Below are 20,619 nucleotides of genomic sequence, written 5' to 3'. Positions count from 1 at the left end.
TGATCTCAGCCAATCCACTCGGCAGCCTCGGCACGCGTCTTCGGCGATGGATAGAAGTCTCTACGAAGCACCGCACTCACACTGAGCTGACATAATATAGATTATCATGCATGCTGGGCGGAGTGCGAGCGAGACCTGATCCACGCTGACGGCTGTGCGTTCGGCGCGAACATTACGCGCAACAATCGCATATGCGCCGTTGCGCGTTCAGTCCCTGGAAGCTGCCCGTCGAAAACCTGAGGCACGAAATCTCTGCGCTCGAATCGTCGCAGCATGTGTCGATTCTGGAGCTCATCGTCGTCGATGAGGTCGGGCATTCCATTGCTGACATAACTCCGATCGAAGCACGTGCGGAGCCACGCGCGCACGGTTCCCGATCCGCGCTTCACACGCCTACGCCCGGCGTGAGCCGAGCAGCAGCATGGTGCGCGCAGCGAGGGCCGCCGCTCCGACGCCGCCGAACTCCCCCGCGCTGAGCATCAGGGCGGAATTCTCCGTCGCGACAGCTACACCGACGAGCACGACGGCAGCGCCCACGGTCACCCACCCGGCGATTGCGAGACCGACCGATGCACTGCCGCCGAGTACGGTCTCACCGCGCGACGTCGGCGGTCGAATCAGCGACGCAGCGGCGAACGCGACGACAGCCAACGCGATTCCCCCGTACACGTCGCTCGGACGGTGCCATCCGTATGCGAGCAGCTGCCACCCGACAGCTGCGATCAGGGCAGCGCCTCCGAGCGCGACGAACGCGCGTACGCGGCTCGGCACCGCCCAGATGAGCGCCGCGGTGATAGCGGCGAAGACCGTCATATGGCCGCTCGGAAACGTGTTCGCCGCGTCGAGCTCGAAGAGCTCGGGGCGGGTCAAAAGCCGCAGCTTCAGCAGCTGAGCGGCGAGGATCGACAGCGCCGGGACGACGGTCGCGACGAGCGCTCGTCTGAAGCCGTGCGACACCCACGCGATCACGCCGACGACGACGAGTGCGATCGCGACCGTCGGAATCGACACGAGGTTGAGCGGCGGAGGCGGGGTGAACGTGAAATCTGCGGCGTCGAGCACGCTCTCCTCGGCGCGCTGCCCGACGACGTTGCGCACCCCGAGCACGTACGACGCGATGCCGACAGCAGCCCAGAATACGAGGAACCAGGTCGCGCGGAGCCGGCCGGCCGCGGCGGCGCCGCTCACGCGCGGGCTCCGAGCGCCGAGACTGAGCCGGCCCCCGAGCGGGCATCCGCCGTGCGCACCGCCCAGAGCGCAAGCGCTGCCGCAGTCGATACGTTGAGCGAATCGACGCCGTGCTCCATCGGAATGACCACGGCGCGCGTCGAGGCGGCAAGCGCACGATGCGTCAGGCCGGCGCCCTCAGTGCCGAACATCAGTGCGAGACGCTCCGGAAGCTCGTCGACGTAGTCGGCGAGATCCTCAGCGTCGTCGCGCAGCGCGAACGCGGTGAGTTCGTACCCGGCGTCGCGGATCATCGGGCCGGCCTCCCGCCAATCGGGCAGCCGCGCCCACGGAACCTGCAGCACGGCGCCCATACTCACGCGCACAGCGCGACGGTACAGCGGATCAGCGCATGCCGGTGTCAGCAGTACCGCGTCTGCTCCGAGCGCCGCGACGGAGCGGAAGATGGCTCCGACGTTGGTGTGGTCGGCGAGGTCTTCGAGTACGACGATGCGCCGAGAGTCCCTGAGCAGGGCTTCGGGGTCTCGGGGCTGAGGTCGGTGCATGGAGGCGAGAGCTCCGCGGTGCAGATGGAACCCCGTGAGCGCCGCGAGCTGATCCGACTCCCCCACGTACACCTCCACATCGGGGAACGCTTCGAGCAGCGGTTCGACGCGCGGCAGCCACTCTTCGAGCAGCAGAACGGAGCGCGGGCGGTGCCCCGCTCGCAGTGCACGCTCGATCACCTTCGGCGACTCGGCGAGGTAGAGGCCTTCTTCCGGCTCCCGCACCCGGCGCAGCGCGACATCCGTGAGCTGGGTGTAGTCGGCGAGCTGCGGGATGTCGAGATCAGTGATTCGCGTCACCCTCACGCGCGGCCCCCTGTGATGGCTTCTGCGGCGGTGCTGCGCGTCGAGGGAGACACGACCGTGAGCGGAGCGATGAAGTCTGCGACATACGCAGCCGCGTCGTGCACGGCCTCGTAGTGCACCAGATGGCCGGTGCCGGGAATGATGCGGAGTTGCGATCCGCGTACGCGTCGCTGCAGGTCGAGCTGCTTGGCGAGCGGGGTGATGTCATCCCGCTCCCCCGCGATCAGCAGCGTCGGCATCGTGAACGCGTCAGAGAACTTGACGACGGTGTGCGAGACCGAAGCGCGGAAGGCTTCGAGCAGCGTCGAGGCGTCGGCGAACGTGCTGAAATACTGCGCGTGCTGGCCGTGAATCCAAGCGCGAAGTTCAGGATCCCTCGTCTTCGCCATCACCTCGCTCATGATCCGAACGATGGCGGGATTGCCGAGGAGTGCTCGTGCGCCGCGTTCGGGCAGGAGCTCCGCGGCCCGATAGTAGCCGATCGCGAGCTGCGTGAGAGCGGCCTGCGGCCCCGCGAGTGCTGGAGCCGAGATCGGATTGATGAGGATCAGTCGGAGCGGGTCCAGGCCTTGTGCGATTGCCCTTGCCACCACGAGTGAGCCGAACGAGTGGCCGAGCACGTTGAATCCGCTGGGCGCGGCCGCGGCTGCGAACGAGCGGAGCCACTCCCCGTACAGCGCGAGATCGTGCGTACGGCCGCGAATCGCTGGGCTCTCACCGAAACCCGGGAGGTCGGGAACGAGGATCCGCAATTCTGGGCGGAGCTCCACAATCCGGGCGGCGATGCCTTCGAGGCCGTGGTGATCGCCGCGAAAGCCGTGGACGAGGATCAGCGTCTCCCCTGTCTCGTCACCGTACTCCCAGGCTCGGGTGTCGACACCGAGGGCGGGAACCTGCAGAGAACGAGGGGCGAAAGTCACGGGACAGATTCTACCGAGACGCCCTGACAGCCTCCTGCTGCTGGCGGGAGGCTGTCAGGGGGTCGGGCCGAAGGCGAACGACGCGCCCGGCAGTCGATACCATCGACGGAGACGAAAGGACTTCCGTGACCGAAACGCTCCCGCTGTGGGCCGCAGACCTGGCCGTGTTCGATACCGAGACGACGGGCATCGACACCGCGCACGCTCGCATCGTGAGCGCTTCGATCGCCCTCCTCGGTGCGGGCGGCGAAGTGTCGGAACGATACGACTGGCTGCTCGACCCAGGCATCGAGATTCCCGCCGCAGCGGTGCAGGTCCACGGCATCAGCAACGAGATCGCCCGTACCAGCGGCATCGAGGCCGCAGTGGGAGTGCGCCAGATCGTCGATCAGCTGCTCGAAATGATCGAGCGCGGGTTTCCCGTCGTCGCGTACAACGCGCCCTACGACCTCACGCTGCTCGCGGCTGAGGCGGCTCGGCATGGTGTGCCATGGCCGGCGGAGATCTCCCCGGTGATCGATCCGCTCATCCTCGACAAACAGCTCGATCGCTACCGCAAGGGCAAGCGCACGCTCGAAGCAGTGGCGGCGCATCACGGAGTCGACATCGGCAATGCGCACGATGCCGGTGATGATGCGATCGCTGCGGGGCGAGTGCTCCAGAAGATTGCGGCGAAGTATGCGGACGTGGTTCCGGCGGAGCTCGACGAGCTTCATCGGCTGCAGATCGAGTGGGCTGCTGCTCAGGCGGCGAGTTTTCAGGACTACATGCGGAGGGTGCGCGATGCATCATTCGTCGCCGACGGGCGCTGGCCGATCCGCTGACGCGCCGCGGAAGCGAGAAAGGGCCGGGCGATCCGCAGAGGATCGCCCGGCCCTTTCCAATGCCGCAGTCGCGGCTTAGGCGCCGAAGCCCTTGAAGCGCTGGTTGAACTTCTCGACGCGACCGGCCGAGTCCATGATGCGCTGCTTGCCCGTGTAGAACGGGTGCGATGCGCTCGAGATCTCGACATCGAGGACGGGGTAGGTCTCGCCGTCGAGCTCGATGGTCTTCTCGCTGGTGAGCGTCGAACGGGTGAGGAACGTCTCCCCCGACGCGAGGTCGCGGAAGACGATTGCGTTGTACTCGGGGTGGGTATCGGTCTTCATGAGAGTTCCTTCGTGTTTGCCTGGGAGAGAGCGTGTAACAGCACGCCCGGAGGTCTTGGGATCGGCGAATTTCGTCGCACCAAAGTGCTACTTTAGCAGACCGAGAGGCGTATGAGTGAGATCAGGGCTTCGGGCGTGCCACAGCGGAATACCGGCCATCCGTGGACGACAGTTCGAACGGCATGTCGAAGGTCGCTTCCAGGGACTCGGCGGTGAGCGTGTCCGCAATCGGGCCGGCGGCCTGGATCTTGCCGTCGCGCAGCATGAGGACGTGGGTGAAGCCGGGTGGGATCTCCTCGACATGGTGGGTCACCATGATCATGGCCGGCGACGAAGGGGACGCTGCGAAGCCGGAGAGCATCTGCAGCAACCGCTCGCGAGCTCCGAGATCGAGGTTGGCGCTCGGCTCGTCGAGCAGCAGCAACTCGGGATCGGTCATGACCGCGCGGGCGATGAGGGCGCGCTTTCGCTCACCGTCGCTCAGCGTGCCGAAGGTGTGGTCAGCGTACGCTCCGAGGTCCCACTCCGCGAGAATGCGCTCGGCTTGACGCACGTCGATGCTGTCGTAGTGCTCATTCCACCGGCCCTCGACCGAGTAGGCGGCGGTCAGCACGACGTCGCGCACGAGTTCGTTCGCCGGGATGCGCCTGGCCGACGCCGAAGACACGAATCCGATGCGGTTGCGGAGCTCGAAGATGTCGACCTTGCCCAGTCGCTCGTCGAGCACCTCGACGGTGCCGCGAGTCGCGTAGTCGTTGGCCGTCGCGAGCTTCATGAGCGTCGTCTTCCCTGCGCCGTTCGGCCCGAGGATCACCCACCGCTCCGAATCCTCGACCGACCAGGTGACCCCGTCGAGGATCGGCCGGCGGTCGCGCACATAGGAGACATCGGTGAGGCGGAGCACATTGACCATAGCGCTCAGCCTATCCTGGGAATCATGACTTCTCCCGGCACCACACGCCCCCTCGTCGTGCTCGATTGCGACTCCACCACCATCCAGGACGAGGTGATCGAGTTGCTCGCCGAGGCGGCGGGGAGCCTCGACGAGGTGGCAGCGGTCACCGAGCGCGCCATGCGAGGGGAGCTCGATTTCGCGGAGAGCCTGCGAGATCGCGTCGCGACACTCGCCGGGACCCCCGAGTCGGTCTTCGCCGAAGCCTACGAGCGTGTGCGGCCGACCTCGGGCATCCGCGAACTCATCGCCGCAGTGCATGCCCGAGGCGGCAAGGTCGGCGTCGTGTCGGGTGGATTCCACGAGGTGCTCGATCCGCTCGCGGCGGATCTCGGCATCGATCTCTGGCGCGCCAATCGGCTGGACCTGGTGAACGGAATCCTCTCGGGGCGCACCGTTGGGCCGATCATCGATGCATCGGCGAAGGCGGCGGCGCTGATCGAGTGGGCGGCGGCCGAAGAGATCCCGCTCTCCGCCACCATCGCTATCGGAGACGGCGCCAACGATCTTGAGATGATGGCGATCGCCGGCATCGGCGTGGCCTTCAACGGCAAGCCGATCGTGCGCGAGCGCGCCGACATCTCGATCGAAGACGATCTTGCGCTCGCCATCCCGCTGCTCGAACGGCTCGCCTGAGTCGTCTCGCCTGAGCACTCAGAAGTTGTTGAGCGCTTCCGTATCCGCTGGGATGACTCCGTCGGCCAGCAGCGACTCGCCGAGCCGCTTGAGCGCGGTCAGGGCGACGTTCTGCGGCATGGGTCCGTACGAGACACGAGCGACGCCGAGCGCTTCGTACTCGGCGGCGGTGAGGGCGCCGGGAAGGCCGATGACGCTGATCTTGCGCTCGCCGATGCCGTCGACGAGCGCCCGAGTGTCGTCGGCATCGAGCACGCCCGGCACGAACACGCAAGTGGCGCCGACGTCGAGATAGGCACGTCCCCGCTCGATCGCGTCGGCGATCGCGACCTCGCGCGGGCGGTCGCCGCCCTTGACGAGCGCGTCGGTGCGCGCGTTCAGCACGAAGGAGACCTCTTCGCGCTCCCCCGCCGCGATCGCCGCACGCATCACGGCGACCGACTCGTCGAGCGGTCGCATCTGATCCTCGATGTTCGCGCCCGAGGCCCCGGCCCCGATCGCCCGTCGCACCGTCTCGCCTGCATCGCCGAACCCTCCGTCGAGGTCGGCGGACACGGGCAGATCCGTGGCGGAAGCGATTCGCGCGATCGCCGCGATCATGGTGTCCAGCGGAATCTGCTCACCGTCGGCGTACCCGTGGCTCGCCGCGATGCCGTGACCCGCCGTGGCGATCGCATGAGTCCCCGGCAGCTGCGAGACGACGCGGGCGCTGACGGCGTCCCACACATTCACGACGCGGAGAGCGGTCGGCGCCGCATACAGGTCGGCGAGGGTCTGGGCGTCGACCGCGACGCGGGTCAGGGAGCGGGGCTGGTGTGATGAACTCATGGGCACAGGCTACTGGTCGTGGCGCGACGGGCGAAAGGGCGCTCTCGCACCCGATCGGACTCCGTCAGTGCCCCATGCCCAGGCCGCCGTCGACGGGGATCACCGCGCCCGAGATGTATGCGGCGTCGTCCCCGGCGAGGAACGATGCCGCTCCGGCGATTTCGGCGACCTGACCGAAGCGTCCGGCCGGAATCGAGCCGAGGTACTGCTGCTGCTGGGCCTCCGGGAGGGCAGCCGTCATATCGGTCTCGACGAAACCGGGCGCGATCACATTGGCGGTGATGCCGCGCGATCCGAGCTCTCGAGTGAGTGAGCGAGCGAATCCGACGAGTCCGGCTTTCGACGACGAGTAGTTGATCTGTCCCGGTCCCCCGTACAGCCCCACGACGCTCGAGATCAGAATCACGCGTCCGAATCGACCCTTCAGCAGGCCCTTCGCGGCGCGTTTCACCACGCGGAACGTGCCGGTGAGGTTCGTGTCGATGACGCTGGTGAACTCCTCTTCCGTCATCCTCAGGAGCAGGGTGTCCTTCGTGATGCCGGCGTTTGCGACGATCACCTCGACAGGCCCGAGTTGTGCTTCGACCTCGGTGAACGCGGCGTCGATCGAAGCCGCGTCGGTCATCTCCGCGCGTACCGTCAGCGATCCTTCCGGGCCCTCGCCCGACCGCGAGGTCACAGCGACGCGATGACCGTCCGCGAGCATGCGTTCTGCGATGGCGTAACCGATACCGCGGTTTCCGCCGGTGACGAGTACGGTGCGCGAGGTGGGCATGGGATTCCTTCCGTCTGAACAACTGCCGACCAGCCTACTCATCCGAGGGCGCTGGAAGCCGGGGACGACGGCGATCCCGGGCGCGGATTCAGGTGAACGGCGTAGGCTTGGCGGGTACGGAGAAGGGGCGCATGGCGAAGAGTTACGACGTGACGTCGGCTGGGGTGAACCCCGCCGAGGATCGCGCGCACCGCATGCGCATGTACTTCATCGCGATGACCCTGCGAGTCGCCTGCGTCGTATCGCTGTTCTGGGTGAGGGACTGGTGGGTGCTGCTGTCTGCAGCTGGGGCGATCTTCCTGCCCTGGTTCGCGGTGCTCGTCGGCAACGCGGTCGCGCACGGAGGCGAGCAGGTGCCGGACGCGCCCGAGCCATTGCAGATCGAGGCATCGGAAGCCGAACCCATCGAAGCGACGGACGTCGCCCACGAGGTCATCGTGGTCGATGTCGACCCGGAGCGCCGCGGTTCCCACCCCCGTCCGCAGACTCCTGGAGCAGAGCTGTGAACGGTGTGGTCACGCCGTCGTTGAATCTGGGCGGCGTTCCGGAGCGTCGCTTCGAATGCTCGCGAGCCGGTTGTCGAGGGGATGCCCCGTGGGCCATCCTCTGGCGCAACCCGAAGATCCACGGCCCCGAGCGCCGCAAGACCTGGCTGGCCTGCGATGAGCATCGCGCGACGCTGTACGATTTTCTCGAGGCCAGAAGCTTCCCGCTCGAGGTGCGCACGGTGGGAGAGCTCGATGACTGAACACGGAACGCTCGACCGCGACATGCCCGCGCCGTCCGCAGAGAGCGCTGGGCAGCACCAGCGCGACCGCGTCGGCTGGGGGTTTCTGCGATCCGGCCGCTGGGCGGGGTACGCCGCGATGCTGCTGATCTTCTCGATCGCCTGCGTCCTCCTCGGCAACTGGCAGTTCGAGCGCCGCGCAGAGGCCCGTGCTGAGATCGACCGCATCGACAACAACTACGACGCGCCGCCGGCAGTGCTCGCCGACGAACTGCCGGAGCTGTCGGAGTTCGACGAGGATCGCCAGAAGTGGCGCACGGTGCTGGTCGAGGGCGAGTACACCGGAGACCCGTTCCTCGCACGAAACCGGCCCGGGCCCGGCGGAGTCGGCTCGGACCTGATCCAGGCATTGCGCACCGCAGAAGGATCCACGTTCTTCGTCGATCGCGGATGGGTGCCCGTCGACGGTGCGTCGGCGGAGGACATCGATCCAGAAGCCTTGCCGTCGCCCCCGGAGGGGCCGGTGACGGTAGAGGCGCGATTGCGCGCCTCGGAGCCCGAGATTCCGGGCCGCACGACGTCTGGTCGAGCGGTCGCGAGCATTGAGTTGCCGGAGATCGCCGCGCTGGCGGGAGTCTCAGATTCTGCGTACACGGGCGCCTACGGGATGCTCGTTAGCGAGTCCCCGGATGCTGAGCACGGGGTGCTTCCCGCGAAGCCCGCACGCGACGAGGGGCCGCACCTCTCGTATGCCGTGCAGTGGTACATCTTCATCGCCATCGCGGCGATCGGCGTGACGTACGCAGCCAGGCGAGAGTACCGCACCCTCAATATCGGCAGCGACGAAGTGCTCGAGTACGACCGGAGGACGGCGGAGCGAAAGCGCCGACGTGGACCGAGCGACTCAGACATCGAGGATGCATTGCTCGATGGGTGAGTCACATGTGCGAGGGATGCTGCGTCGGCTGTCCCTGCCGGGCTCGATCGTGCTCCTGGGCGCAGCGCTGGCGATGAGCGGGTGCGCCGCGCCGGTCGATCCGGCGGCGACGCGAGAATCGCTCTCCGACGTGACGGAGGATCCGGCACCGCCTGAGGCGGCTGAGCTCTACGACGCGGAACTGCACCCGGAGCCGGTTGTGGATCCCGTCGATTGCGATCCCTATCTGGTGATCACCGCCCGCGGCACGGGTGAGCCGAGCCAGGGCCAGCTGCTCTCACCTGTGGCGCGAACCATTTCACAGGCACGACCCGGCGATGTGGGAGTGCTCGACCTCGACTACCCGGCCGACACGGATGTGAAAGAGGGCGGCACCCTGGGGGTGCGCACTCTCATCGACGTGCTGAACGTGCAAGCCGACGCCTGCCCCGCACAGAGATTCGTGCTGCTCGGCTACTCTCAGGGCGCTCTCGTCGTCGGCGACGGGCTCGCCGAGCCGGAGGCCCGGATGGTGGGAGCCACCGTCGGTACCGTCGCCGAGGAAGCGCTCGACCGTGTGCTCGCGGTCGTCTTCTACGGTGATCCGCGCTTCGTGGGCGCCGAGGAGTACAACGTCGGGAGCTTCGACCCGGAGACCGATGGGCTGCTCCCCCGACCTGAGGGCGCGCTCGACGCCGTCGAAGAACGCGTGCGCGATTACTGCGTGGCGGGAGATTTCATCTGCCAGAGCAGCCTCGACTTCGACGAGGAGCCGCACGTCGAGTACTACTCCAACGGGATGCAGGGCGATGGTGCCGCGTTCGTGATCACGCGACTCGACGACGCCGGTGCCGAGTTCCGCGAGGAGGACGGGGAGCGAACGCCGCCGTCGACGTCCACTCCCCGCCCGCGTTCCTAAGCGAGCTCGATGAGCTCGAGGTACTCCTTCGACCAGTGATCTTCGGTCGCGTCGGGCATGATGAGGACGCGCTCGGGGTTCAGCGCTTCGACGGCTCCCGGATCGTGCGAGACGAGCACGACGGCTCCCGAGAAGTGCGCGAGCGCGTCGAGCACCTCTTCGCGGCTCGCCGGGTCGAGGTTGTTCGTCGGCTCGTCGAGCAGCAGCACATTCGCACTCGACACCACGAGCATGGCGAGGGCGAGGCGGGTCTTCTCTCCGCCTGAGAGCACCCCGGCGGGTTTGTGCACGTCATCCCCGGTGAAGAGGAACGACCCGAGCACACGACGTGCTTCCGTCTCCGTGAGGTGCTGCGACACGGAGACCATGTTCTGCAGCACGCTCGCCTTGACGTCGAGGGTCTCGTGCTCCTGGGCGTAGTAGCCGACCTTGAGCCCGTGACCGGCGATGAGCTCACCGGTATCGGGCTCATCGACGCCCGCGAGCAGGCGCAGCAGTGTGGTCTTGCCCGCACCGTTGAGGCCCAGAATGACGACCTTCGATCCGCGATCGATCGCCAGGTCCACGCCCGCGAAGATCTCCAGAGAACCGTACGACTTCGAGAGCCCTTCGGCCATGAGCGGCGTCTTGCCGCACGGTGACGGATCGGGGAAGCGCAGTTTCGCGACCCGCTCGACTTGACGCTCGTCTTCGAGACCCGCGAGCATCTTGTCGGCGCGCGCGACCATCTGGTGCGCGGCAGCGGCCTTCGACGCCTTCGCCCCGAAGCGCGCGGCCTGATCTTTCAGCACCGAGGCCTTCTTCTCGATGTTGCTGCGCTCCTTGCGGCGACGCTCCTCGTCGGCGGCGCGCTGGCGCAGGTACAGCTTCCAGTTCATGTTGTAGATGTCGATGACCTGACGGTTGCCGTCGAGGTAGAAGACGCGGTTGACGGTCTCGCCCACGAGGTCGATGTCGTGGCTGATGACGATCACGCCGGCCTTCGAATGCTTCAAGAACTCGCGCAGCCACACGATCGAGTCGGCGTCGAGGTGGTTCGTCGGCTCATCGAGAATCATCGTGTCGGCGTCGGAGAACAGGATGCGGGCGAGTTCGATGCGACGGCGCTGACCGCCCGAGAGCGTTTTCAGCGGCTGATCGAGAATGCGGTCGGGCAGACCGAGGTTGTTCGAGATCGACGCCGCCTCCGACTCGGCGGCGTACCCGCCGAGCGCCTGGAAGCGGTCTGTGAGATTGCCGAATCGCTTCATGGCTTTCTCTGCGACCGCCGGGTCGCTCGAGCCCATGTCCTCGGTCGCTTTCGCGATGTTCTGCTGCAGCGTGCCGAGCCCGCGCGCGTCGAGGATGCGGTGACGCGCGATCTGCTCGGGATCGCCGGTGCGCGGATCCTGCGGAAGGAAACCGAGTTCGCCGGTGACCTTGATCGCGCCTTCCGCGGGAGGCAGCTCCCCCGACAACGTGCGGGTGAGCGTGGTCTTGCCGGCGCCGTTGCGACCAACGAGGCCGATCTTGTCGCCGGGGTTCACGCGGAACGTGACCCCCGACATGAGGCGACGGGCGCCGACGTCGATGGCGAGGTCTTCGACGGAAATCATGGTGTGAGGCTCCTAGATCGTGCCGGCTCAGCGCATCACGGGGAGACGTTCTCGCGCCAGGGCTGAGCGAATGGGCAACCTCACCATCCTAGCTGCTCGAAGCAGATGGCGCTCCCAGAGCCGCGGTGTCCGCCCAGAGCACGGTCTCCGCTGCTCCGAAGACCCGTGCCGCAGGGAGCAGCGGGGCGCTCCGAGCGATGGTCCGACCGACCGCCTCGGCTTTCGCGGTGCCCGCCGCGATGAGCCAGACGCGCTCAGCACGTCGCAGCGCCGGAAGGGTCAAAGTGACGCGCTCCGGCGGTGGTTTCGGCGAATTTCTGATCGGGAGCGCTTCCGGCGCTTCGTCTGAGACGATCTCGAGCTCGTCCCTGCCGGGAAACAGAGATGCGATGTGGCCATCGGGGCCCACACCGTTCAACGCGACATCGATACGGTCGATGCCATGGACGACGGCTGCGTAGGCGCCGGCGGCCTCGTCGAGCGTGAGCCCGGAATCCGGCCCCGCCACCCGGTGCACGAGCGAAGGATCGACGGCGACCGCGTCGAAGAGCGTGCGGTCGGCGAGAAGATCATTGCGATCCTCATGACCCGACGGGACCCACCGCTCGTCGCCCCAGATGAACCGGACCCGGGTCCACTCGACGGTGTCGCGATCCGGATGGGAGCTCAGGGCCTCGAGCACACGCTCGCCGCCGGAGCCACCGGTGAGCACCGCGCACGGCACTCCCCCATCGCCCTGGCGCTGCCGGCAGACCTCGATGAACGCTCCCGCGAGCGCGTGGGCCAGTTCATCGAGGGTCGGGTGCTGCGAGATGCGCATGGACATACGAATTCGCCTGCGCCTAGGCGGAGATCTCGCTGCGGTCGCCCGACCAGAGCGTGTGGAACGATCCCGGGCGGTCGGTGCGGCGGTACGTATGCGCTCCGAAGAAATCGCGCTGCCCCTGCACGAGCGCGGCGGGGAGGCGCTCGGCCCGCAGCCCGTCGTAGTAGGCGAGCGACGAGGAGAACGCCGGTGCCGGAATTCCAGCCCCGGTCGCGTGGACGACGACGCGTCGCCACGCCTCCTGGCTCTTCGCGAGAGCCTCGGCGAAGTACGGTGCGCTCATCAGCAGGGCGAGGTCGGATTCAGCCGCATAGGCATCGGCGATCCGGTTCAGGAACTGCGCCCGAATGATGCAGCCGGCGCGCCAGATGCGTGAAATCGCACCGAGATCGATGGTCCAGCCGTATTCTGCGGCGCCCGCGCGGATCTCATCGAAACCCTGCGAGTACGCGACGATCTTCGAGGCGTAGAGCGCCTGGCGCACGTCCTCGATGAATGCGGCTTCGTCGGCAACTGCAGGCTGCTCGCTCGGGCCTGGAAGCGACGAGGCTGCCGCACGCTGCTCAGGGTGAGATGACAGCGAGCGCGCGAACGTGGCCTCGGCGATGCCCGACACGGGAACGCCGAGCGCGAGCGCGGTCTGCACCGTCCAGGCGCCCGTGCCTTTCGCGCCGGCTTGATCGAGGATCACGTCGACGAGTGGCTTGCCGGTCGCGGCATCGTTCTGACGGAGCACCTCCGCCGTGATCTCGATGAGGTACGACTCGAGTTCACCGTCGTTCCACTCAGCGAAGATGTCGGCGATCTCCGCAGGCGACTTTCCGGTGCCCCGTCGGATGAGGTCGTAGGCCTCGGCGATGAGCTGCATATCGGCGTACTCGATGCCGTTGTGGACCATCTTGACGAAGTGGCCGGCGCCGTCGTGGCCCACGTGCGTCACGCACGGTTCGCCCTCTGCGACCGCGGCGATGGAGCGCAGGATCGGGCCGAGCGTCTGCCAGGCTTCGTCGGAACCGCCCGGCATGATGCTCGGACCGTTGAGCGCGCCTTCCTCGCCGCCCGAGATGCCGGCGCCCACGAAGTTGATGCCCGTCGCCCGCACGGCGCGCTCGCGCCGGATGGTGTCGGGGAAGTATGCGTTGCCGCCGTCGACGATGATGTCACCGGGTTCGAAGACGTCGACGAGGGCATCGATCGTCGCATCGGTGGCCGCGCCGGCCTGCACCATGATGACGGCCGTTCGCGGCTTCTGCAGCGACGCCGCGAACTCCTCGTACGTGAACGCCGGCACGAACTGCGCCTCCGGGTGAGCTGCGACCAACGCCTCGGTGCGCTGCGGGCTGCGGTTGAACACCGCCACGGTGTTCCCCTCCCGGCTGGCCAGGTTGCGCGACAGATTCGCGCCCATCACGGCGAGGCCTACGACCCCGATGTTCGCTGCGGCTTCAGACACGCCAGCTCCTTCATTCATGCGTCAGTGTGGGTGATGCGCGCAGCGCGGCTGCGCGCGAGTTGTTCGAGTACGCGGCCGTACATGACGTCCTCGCCCAGCCCGCGCAGTTCCTCCGCGAGGCATTCGCTCAACGTGCGGCGAGGCAGAACGATCTGGTGCGTCGGTTGCCCTGGCTGGCTGAGCGCCGCGTGCACGGGCGACAAGCGTTTGAGCACCGCGTCGCCGCTCTGGCGCGTCAGCGTCACCGAGTGCAGCCCCTCCGCGTGGAGAGCGCGATCGAGCAGCGTGCACTTCGTGGGGACTCCGAGCGCCAGCTCGAGCCAAGCCGCGAGCAGCTCCGTCGACGGCGACGCCTCAGAGCCGACGACCTCGACCGCTGTCACCGGCTCGAACGGCGGCTCGTCGAGCACCGCGGCGAGGTACTCGCGCCAGCGCGTGAGCCGCGTCCAGGCAAGATCGGTGTCACCGGCGGAGTACCCGGAGATACGCACGTCCCACGCCGAACCGTCGGGAGCTGCGGCATCCGTGATGCGCCGCTGCCCGATTCGGCCGAGCGGATCGGCGCCTGGGCGATCCGGCGCCTCCTCCGGCCACCACACCGCGACCGGGGCGTCGGGCAGCAGCAAACCGGTGACGAGCGCCTCGACTCCGCTGGCGACCTCACCGGAAGCGCGCAGCACGATCACGTCGCTCGCACCCGCGTCCGCGCCCACGCGGATCTCCGCGTCGAGCCGATTCTCCGCCTCGGGGCGGCTGAGCAGCACGATCACTCGCATCGGGTGCTCGCTGGACGCGTGATTCGCGGCCGCGATCGCCGACTCGTCGAGCTCGCCGGAGGCCGAGATGACGAGGGTGAGCACGTGACCCAGCGCCGAGACACCGCTCTCCTGGCGCATCGAGACGAGCCGGCGCGTCACCGCGCTGACCGTCGTGTCGGGCAGACTCTCGATCATGGCCGTCTCCAGGTGCGTCCGTCGCGGGCGAGCATCTCGTCGGCGGACGCCGGGCCCCAGGATCCCGGAACGTACTGCTCGACGGGCGCGTCGCTCTCCGCCCAGTGTCGTTCGATCGGGTCGAGGATCCGCCAGGAGAGCTCGACCTCTGCCTGACGGGGAAACAGGGGCGCGTCACCCAGGAGCACGTCGAGGATGAGGCGCTCGTACGCCTCCGGGCTGGCCTCGGTGAACGCGTGACCGTAGCCGAAGTCCATCGTCACGTCGCGCACGCGGGTGCCACTGCCGGGAACCTTCGCGCCGAAACGAATGGTGATGCCCTCATCGGGCTGGACGCGGATCACGAGCGCGTTCGATCCCTGCTCAGAACGCTGCGCCTGACCGAAGAGGTTTCCAGGCTCCTTGCGGAACACGACGGCGATCTCCGTGACGCGTCGGCCGAGCCGCTTTCCGGTTCGCAGGTAGAAGGGCACGCCCGTCCAGCGGCGCGTGTTGACGTGCAGCTTCATCGCCGCGAAGGTCTCCGTGCGCGACTGCGGATCCATGCCGTCCTCATCCAGGAAGCCATTCACGAGCTCGCCGCCCTGCCACCCGGACGCGTACTGCCCGCGAGCCGTCGATCGCTCGAGATCTTCCGGCAGCGACACCGCCTCGAGCACCTTCTCCTTCTCCGCACGCAGATGCTGAGCTCCCAGGCTGATGGGCTGCTCCATCGCGGTGAGTGCGAGGAGTTGCAGGAGATGGTTCTGGATCACGTCGCGCGCGGCGCCGACGCCGTCGTAATAGCCGGCGCGGCCGCCGACGCCGATGTCTTCGGCCATCGTGATCTGCACGTGATCGACGTAGTTCCGGTTCCAGATCGGCTCGTACATCGCATTCGCGAAGCGAAGTGCGAGGATGTTCTGCACCGTCTCCTTGCCGAGGTAGTGGTCGATGCGGAAGATCGAATCAGCGGGAAACGCGGATTCGAGCACATCGTTCAGCTCCCGAGCGGAAGCGAGGTCATGGCCGAACGGCTTCTCGATGACGACGCGCCGCCATCGCTGATCGTCTCCCGTGCGGTCCACGAGCCCCGAGCTCGACAGGTGCTTCGCAACCTCCGGGAACGCGGTCGGCGGAATCGAGAGGTAGAACGCGTGATTGCCCATCGTGCCGCGCTCTCGGTCGAGCGTCTCGACCGTGTCGCGGAGACGGTCGTACGCCTCGGGGTCGTCGAACTGCCCCTGCACGAAGCGAATGCCCTCCGCGAGCTGCTCCCACGTCTCTTCGCGGAAGGGCGTCCGCGCATACTTGCGCACAGCATCGTGCACGATCTCCGCGAAATCTCGATCCTTCCAGTCGCGGCGAGCGAACCCCACAAGTGCGAACCCGGGCGGCAGAAGGCCTCGGTTCGCGAGGTCGTACACCGCGGGCATCAACTTCTTGCGCGACAGGTCGCCCGTCACCCCGAAGATCACGAGCGAGCTGGGCCCCGCGATACGACTGAGCCTGGGGTCATCCGCAGAGCGGAGCGGGTTGGAAGGAAGCTTCATCCCATCCTTTCTCACAGATCAGGAATTCAAGACGCCCCGAGCTGCCTCCGGCAGGGCACTCGGTTCTGAGAAAGCCCACCGGGCGCTCTCAGATCGCAAACCCGAGCTGCCTCCGGCAGGGCACTCGGTTCTGAGAAAGCCCACCGGGCTCTCTCAGATCGCAAACCCGAGCTGCCTCCGGCAGGGCACTCGGTTCTGAGAAAGCCCACCGGGCTCTCTCAGATCGCAAACCCGAGTGCCCGCATCATGTCGCGGCCATCGTCCGTGATGCGCTCCGGCGTCCACGGCGGCATCCACACCCAGTTGATGCGGAACGCCGTCACGAGACCGTCGAGTGCCTCCGCGATGTCGTTCTCGATCACGTCCGTGAGCGGGCAACCGGCGCTCGTCAGCGTCATGCTGATCACGAGCGCGTCGTGCTCCTCGTCGAAGGCGAGATCGTAGATCAACCCGAGATCGACGATGTTCACGCCGAGCTCGGGGTCCGAGACATTCTTCAGCGCCTCGTACGCCTGTTCGCGGAACTCCGGATCGATCGACTGGGGTACCGTCGTGGTTTCCTCGCTCATAGCGACCAGCCTACGCCTTATGCGCTCTCGAGGAAGCGGTCGTAGCCCTCTTCCTCGAGTCGGTTCGCGAGCTCCGGCCCGCCTTCTTCGGCGACGCGGCCGTTGACGAAGACGTGCACGAAGTCGGGCTGGATGTACCGGAGGATGCGCGTGTAGTGCGTGATCAGCAGGACGCCGAGCCCGGTGTTCTGCTTCGCGCGGTTCACTCCCTCGGAGACGACCTTCAGCGCGTCGACGTCGAGGCCGGAATCGGTCTCGTCGAGCACCGCGAATTTCGGCTTCAGCAGTTCGAGCTGCAGAATCTCGTTGCGCTTCTTCTCACCGCCCGAGAAGCCCTCGTTGACGTTGCGCGCCGCGAAGGACTCGTCCATGCGCAGATTGCCCATGGCCTCCTTCACGTCCTTCATCCAGGTGCGGATCGCCGGCGCCTCGCCGTCGATCGCGGTCTTTGCGGTGCGGAGGAAGTTCGCGTTGGTCACGCCCGGAATCTCGACGGGGTACTGCATCGCGAGGAACATGCCGGCCTGCGCCCGCTCGTCCACGCCCATCTCGAGCACCTCTTCGCCGTCGAGCAGGATCGACCCGCCCGTGACCTCGTAGCGCGGGTGGCCGGCGATCGCGTAGGCGAGCGTCGACTTGCCCGAACCGTTCGGTCCCATGATGGCGTGGGTCTCACCCTGCTTGATGGTGAGGTCGACACCCTTGAGGATCGGCTTGGCGCCCTGCTCGGTCTCGACGCTGACGTGCAGGTCTTTGATTTCAAGAACGGAGCTCATGTGTTAAATCTCTTTCGTAACGTTGGGGTCGATGTACACGTCGCCGTCCTCGATCTCGACGACGAAGACGGGAACCGGTTCGTAAGCCGGGAAATTCTCGGGCACTCCGGTCACCAGCGAGAACGCTGAACCGTGCGCCCAGCACTCGAGGGTGTCGCCGTCCACGAAGCCTTCGGCAAGGCTGACCTGACCGTGGCTGCACGTATCGCCGATCGCGTGCACGGCGCCGGTCCCGTCGAGCACGACCGCGATCGGCACATCGTCGACGACGACGCGGACCGCTTGGTCCTGCACGAGGTCGCTGACTGCGAGCACCTTCTGCCGCGGCATCAGCGGACGGAGTCCGCGAGCTCGGATTCGACGGCGGCGTGGAGGCGTTCCTCCGTCGCAGCGTCGCCGATCCGGGCGATGACCTCGAACAGGAAGCCGCGCACCACGAGCTTGCGCGCCTCCTCCGCGGAGATGCCTCGGCTCTGCAGGTAGAAGATGTGCTCGTCGTCGAAGCGTCCGGTCGCGCTGGCGTGACCGGCTCCCTCGATGTCGCCGGTCTCGATCTCGAGATTCGGGATCGAATCCGCCCGCGTGCCCTCGGTCAGCACCAGGTTTCGGTTCTGCTCGTAGCTGTCGGTGCCGTTGGCGTTGTTGCGGATCAGCACGTCGCCGATCCAGACGGTGTGAGCGCCCTCGCCCTGCAGCGCGCCCTTGTAGGTGACGCGGCTGCGCGTGTGGGGAGCGTCGTGGTCCATGTACACCTGGTGCTCCAAGTGCTGACCGGCGTCGGCGAAGTACGCGCCGAGCGCCTCCCCGTTGGCGCCCTCGTGATCGAGATGGATCGAGGGGTTCAAGCGGACGATCTTCCCGCCGAGTGACACGACGATGTGCGTCACCGACGCGTCACGGCCGACCGTCGCGTAGTGGCTCGCGAGATGAATGGCCTCGTCGTTCCACTGCTGCACGCTCACGACCGTCAGCTTCGCGCCGTCGCCGACGACGATTTCGACGTTCTCGGAGAGATGAGCGGCGCCCGTGTTCTCGAGGATGACGAGGCCCTGGGAGTGCGGGGCCGCTTCGATGACGGTGTGGCCGGCGCGCGGCGTCGTATCGAGTGCGTCACGCGTGACCACAGCGGTCACCGGCTCTTCCGACGACACCGTCACGACGTGCGCCTCTCCGAACGCCGACCAGGCCGCAGCAGCGCCGCGCTCCTCGGGCGTTCCGGCGCGTCCGATGCGCGCGTCCGATCGCGCGACCCACTCCGACGTCACGCCGGCGACCGCCGAAACGGACACGGGTACCCGCGATCCGTCGAGCTGGCCGTTGAGCAGCGCGTCGAGTTTCGCGACGGGCGTGTACTTCCAGACCGCTTCGCGGCCCGTCACCTCGGCGAAGTCGGCGACGTCGGTCGATACGGGCCGCTCCGACCGGGTCTGGACGGGCACGCGGTTCGCCCAGTCCCCGTCGGAGTGCGCGGTCAGGCCGTGCTGAGCAGTTTCCTTCGGTGCAACAGCTTGCGTCATTATCCGACGGATCCTTCCATGCCCATCTCGATGAGCTTGTTCAGTTCGAGCGCGTACTCCATGGGCAACTCGCGAGCGATCGGCTCGATGAAGCCGCGGACGATCATCGCCATGCCCTCTTCCTCGGCGAGCCCGCGGCTCATGAGGTAGAACAGCTGCTCCTCGCTGACGCGGGAGACCGTGGCCTCGTGTCCGAGCTCCGCGTCATCCGTGCGGATGTCGATCGCCGGGTAGGTGTCGCTGCGCGAGATCGTGTCGACGAGCAGCGCGTCGCAGACCACCGAGTTGGCGGAGTGCCGGGCGTTGGCCTCGATGCGCACCTCACCGCGGTAGCCGGTGCGTCCGCCGCCCCGAGCGATGGACTTCGCGAGGATCGAGGACTTCGTGTTCGGCGCGAGGTGGATCATCTTCGCACCGGTGTCCTGGTGCTGGCCCGGTCCCGCGAAGGCGACCGACAGCGTTTCGCCCTTGGCGTGCTCACCCGTGAGGTAGATCGACGGGTACTTCATGGTGACCTTCGAGCCGATGTTGCCATCGACCCACTCCATGGTCGCGCCCTCCTCGGCGATCGCACGCTTGGTGACCAGGTTGTACACGTTGGTCGACCAGTTCTGGATCGTGGTGTAGCGCACTCGCGCGTTCTTCTTCACGATGATCTCGACGACGGCTGAGTGCAGCGAGTCCGACTTGTAGATCGGCGCCGTGCAACCCTCGATGTAGTGCACGTAGCTGCCCTCGTCGGCGATGATGAGCGTGCGCTCGAACTGGCCCATGTTCTCCGTGTTGATGCGGAAGTAGGCCTGGAGCGGGATCTCGACGTGGACGCCCTTGGGAACGTAGACGAAGGAGCCGCCCGACCAGACGGCCGTGTTCAACGCCGCGAACTTGTTGTCGCCGGAGGGGATGACGGTGCCGAAGTACTCTTCGAAGATCTCGGGGTGCTCGCGGAGCGCCGTGTCGGTGTCGAGGAAGAGCACGCCCTGCTCCTCCAGATCCTCGCGGATCTGGTGGTAGACGACCTCCGACTCGTACTGAGCTGCCACGCCGGCGACGAGGCGCTGGCGCTCTGCCTCGGGGATGCCGAGACGCTCGTAGGTCTCCTTGATCTCCTCGGGCAGCTCCTCCCACGTGGTGGCCTGCTTCTCCGTGGAGCGCACGAAGTACTTGATGTTGTCGAAGTCGATATCGGAGAGGTCGGCGCCCCACGCGGGCATCGGCTTCCGACCGAAGATCTGCAGCGCTTTCAGGCGACGCTGGAGCATCCATTCCGGCTCGTTCTTCAGTGCCGAAATCTCGCGCACGACCTGCTCGCTGAGTCCGCGCTTTGCAATCGCGCCGGCTTCGTCGCTGTCGTGCCAGCCGAATTCGTACTGGCCCAAGCCTTCGAGCTCGGGTCGGTCGATCAGTACCTCTGGCATGATCCCTCCCTCATTCTTCGTCTCGCCCGGGAAACCCTGGCCGAGCCGGAGGGATCCGGTCGGCGGAGTGCGCGCGTTCCGTGGATGGATGCGCACATCGGGTTCCCTGCAGCGGTGCAG

General features: G+C 66.9%; 23 protein-coding genes. 6 read left to right on the top strand and 17 right to left on the bottom strand.

Features of this window, described 5'->3' with window-relative positions; translation table 11 throughout:
- Window positions 1–393: 393 nt before the first annotated feature.
- From JSQ98_RS15350 to JSQ98_RS03795, 3 genes are read right to left on the bottom strand one after another with little or no spacing between them, the layout of a single operon-like run.
- Window positions 394–1,188, bottom strand: a complete 795-nt coding sequence (locus JSQ98_RS15350) for a phosphatase PAP2 family protein (protein WP_211648441.1) — start codon at window positions 1,186–1,188, stop codon at window positions 394–396.
- Window positions 1,185–2,039 (bottom strand): TrmH family RNA methyltransferase, encoded by an 855-nt coding sequence (locus JSQ98_RS03800; protein WP_090149028.1) that lies wholly within the window; start codon window positions 2,037–2,039, stop codon window positions 1,185–1,187. Before JSQ98_RS03800 ends, JSQ98_RS15350 begins: the two co-directional genes overlap by 4 nt.
- Entirely contained in the window at window positions 2,036–2,959 is a 924-nt protein-coding gene (locus JSQ98_RS03795) for an alpha/beta fold hydrolase (protein WP_211648439.1), read from the bottom strand. Before JSQ98_RS03795 ends, JSQ98_RS03800 begins: the two co-directional genes overlap by 4 nt.
- A 125-nt stretch (window positions 2,960–3,084) precedes the next feature.
- Between JSQ98_RS03795 and JSQ98_RS03790 the strand changes: the two genes are divergently transcribed.
- A complete protein-coding gene (locus tag JSQ98_RS03790; RefSeq protein WP_090149022.1) occupies window positions 3,085–3,783 on the top strand; it encodes an exonuclease domain-containing protein in 699 nt (232 codons plus the stop codon).
- 75 nt (window positions 3,784–3,858) lie between these two features.
- Here JSQ98_RS03790 and JSQ98_RS03785 read toward each other — a convergent pair whose 3' ends face one another.
- Window positions 3,859–4,107, bottom strand: a complete 249-nt coding sequence (locus JSQ98_RS03785) for a type B 50S ribosomal protein L31 (RefSeq protein WP_090149019.1) — start codon at window positions 4,105–4,107, stop codon at window positions 3,859–3,861.
- A gap of 121 nt (window positions 4,108–4,228) precedes the next feature.
- Entirely contained in the window at window positions 4,229–5,020 is a 792-nt protein-coding gene (locus tag JSQ98_RS03780) for an ABC transporter ATP-binding protein (protein ID WP_090149017.1), read from the bottom strand.
- A gap of 24 nt (window positions 5,021–5,044) precedes the next feature.
- Here JSQ98_RS03780 and serB point away from each other — a divergent pair, with 24 nt between their 5' ends.
- Window positions 5,045–5,695, top strand: a complete 651-nt coding sequence (gene serB / locus JSQ98_RS03775; protein ID WP_211648437.1) for a phosphoserine phosphatase SerB — start codon at window positions 5,045–5,047, stop codon at window positions 5,693–5,695.
- Between the two features lie 18 nt (window positions 5,696–5,713).
- Here the strand turns inward: serB and JSQ98_RS03770 are convergent, their stop codons facing one another.
- Complete coding sequence (locus JSQ98_RS03770; protein ID WP_090149013.1) at window positions 5,714–6,523, bottom strand: isocitrate lyase/PEP mutase family protein; 810 nt, start codon at window positions 6,521–6,523, stop codon at window positions 5,714–5,716.
- A 64-nt stretch (window positions 6,524–6,587) separates the two neighbouring features.
- Complete coding sequence (fabG, locus tag JSQ98_RS03765; RefSeq protein WP_090149010.1) at window positions 6,588–7,298, bottom strand: 3-oxoacyl-ACP reductase FabG; 711 nt, start codon at window positions 7,296–7,298, stop codon at window positions 6,588–6,590.
- A gap of 131 nt (window positions 7,299–7,429) precedes the next feature.
- On the opposite strand from fabG, the gene JSQ98_RS03760 reads away from it, so the two are divergent.
- Genes JSQ98_RS03760 through JSQ98_RS03745 form a run of 4 tightly spaced genes read left to right on the top strand, consistent with a single transcriptional unit; the run spans window position 7,430 to window position 9,860 of the window.
- On the top strand, window positions 7,430–7,804 hold the full coding sequence (locus JSQ98_RS03760) for a DUF3099 domain-containing protein (protein ID WP_211648435.1): 375 nt from the start codon (window positions 7,430–7,432) through the stop codon (window positions 7,802–7,804).
- Window positions 7,801–8,046: a hypothetical protein gene (locus JSQ98_RS03755; protein WP_211648434.1), complete on the top strand. Its 246-nt coding sequence runs from the start codon at window positions 7,801–7,803 to the stop codon at window positions 8,044–8,046. The genes JSQ98_RS03760 and JSQ98_RS03755 overlap by 4 nt, the downstream gene beginning before the upstream one ends.
- Window positions 8,039–8,962: an SURF1 family cytochrome oxidase biogenesis protein gene (locus tag JSQ98_RS03750; protein ID WP_211648433.1), complete on the top strand. Its 924-nt coding sequence runs from the start codon at window positions 8,039–8,041 to the stop codon at window positions 8,960–8,962. The genes JSQ98_RS03755 and JSQ98_RS03750 overlap by 8 nt, the downstream gene beginning before the upstream one ends.
- Window positions 8,955–9,860, top strand: coding sequence for a cutinase family protein (locus JSQ98_RS03745; RefSeq protein ID WP_211648432.1), 906 nt, complete (start codon window positions 8,955–8,957; stop codon window positions 9,858–9,860). Before JSQ98_RS03750 ends, JSQ98_RS03745 begins: the two co-directional genes overlap by 8 nt.
- Here JSQ98_RS03745 and JSQ98_RS03740 read toward each other — a convergent pair.
- The 10 genes from JSQ98_RS03740 to sufB all read right to left on the bottom strand — a co-directional run bounded on the left by JSQ98_RS03740 (window position 9,857) and on the right by sufB (window position 20,499).
- Complete coding sequence (locus JSQ98_RS03740; protein ID WP_090148997.1) at window positions 9,857–11,455, bottom strand: ABC-F family ATP-binding cassette domain-containing protein; 1,599 nt, start codon at window positions 11,453–11,455, stop codon at window positions 9,857–9,859. The two genes, JSQ98_RS03745 and JSQ98_RS03740, sit on opposite strands and share 4 nt — an antisense overlap.
- 88 nt (window positions 11,456–11,543) lie before the next feature.
- Window positions 11,544–12,281, bottom strand: coding sequence for a 6-phosphogluconolactonase (gene pgl / locus JSQ98_RS03735; protein ID WP_249290718.1), 738 nt, complete (start codon window positions 12,279–12,281; stop codon window positions 11,544–11,546).
- Between the two features lie 16 nt (window positions 12,282–12,297).
- Complete coding sequence (gndA, locus tag JSQ98_RS03730) at window positions 12,298–13,752, bottom strand: NADP-dependent phosphogluconate dehydrogenase (protein WP_211648431.1); 1,455 nt, start codon at window positions 13,750–13,752, stop codon at window positions 12,298–12,300.
- A complete protein-coding gene (locus JSQ98_RS03725; protein WP_211648430.1) occupies window positions 13,749–14,687 on the bottom strand; it encodes a glucose-6-phosphate dehydrogenase assembly protein OpcA in 939 nt (312 codons plus the stop codon). Before JSQ98_RS03725 ends, gndA begins: the two co-directional genes overlap by 4 nt.
- Window positions 14,684–16,219 carry a glucose-6-phosphate dehydrogenase gene (gene zwf, locus JSQ98_RS03720; protein WP_090148990.1) on the bottom strand — a complete coding sequence of 512 codons (1,536 nt, stop codon included), beginning with the start codon at window positions 16,217–16,219 and terminating at the stop codon, window positions 14,684–14,686. The genes JSQ98_RS03725 and zwf overlap by 4 nt, the downstream gene beginning before the upstream one ends.
- Window positions 16,220–16,437: 218 nt before the next feature.
- Window positions 16,438–16,788, bottom strand: coding sequence for a metal-sulfur cluster assembly factor (locus tag JSQ98_RS03715; protein ID WP_211648429.1), 351 nt, complete (start codon window positions 16,786–16,788; stop codon window positions 16,438–16,440).
- Between the two features lie 17 nt (window positions 16,789–16,805).
- Window positions 16,806–17,564, bottom strand: coding sequence for a Fe-S cluster assembly ATPase SufC (gene sufC, locus JSQ98_RS03710; RefSeq protein ID WP_090148986.1), 759 nt, complete (start codon window positions 17,562–17,564; stop codon window positions 16,806–16,808).
- 3 nt (window positions 17,565–17,567) lie between these two features.
- The gene (locus JSQ98_RS03705; RefSeq protein WP_090148983.1) at window positions 17,568–17,894 is read right to left on the bottom strand and encodes a non-heme iron oxygenase ferredoxin subunit; all 327 of its coding nucleotides are present in this window, start codon (window positions 17,892–17,894) and stop codon (window positions 17,568–17,570) included.
- Window positions 17,894–19,081 (bottom strand): Fe-S cluster assembly protein SufD, encoded by a 1,188-nt coding sequence (gene sufD / locus JSQ98_RS03700; RefSeq protein WP_200328821.1) that lies wholly within the window; start codon window positions 19,079–19,081, stop codon window positions 17,894–17,896. The genes JSQ98_RS03705 and sufD overlap by 1 nt, the downstream gene beginning before the upstream one ends.
- On the bottom strand, window positions 19,081–20,499 hold the full coding sequence (gene sufB, locus JSQ98_RS03695; RefSeq protein WP_090149813.1) for a Fe-S cluster assembly protein SufB: 1,419 nt from the start codon (window positions 20,497–20,499) through the stop codon (window positions 19,081–19,083). Before sufB ends, sufD begins: the two co-directional genes overlap by 1 nt.
- Between the last annotated feature and the right edge of the window lie 120 nt (window positions 20,500–20,619).

The organism is Leucobacter manosquensis, from assembly GCF_018304845.1.
Lineage (GTDB): Bacteria > Actinomycetota > Actinomycetes > Actinomycetales > Microbacteriaceae > Leucobacter > Leucobacter alluvii.
Note: the sequence above shows the minus strand (reverse complement) of the source record. Positions and strands in the feature narration are given on the sequence as shown.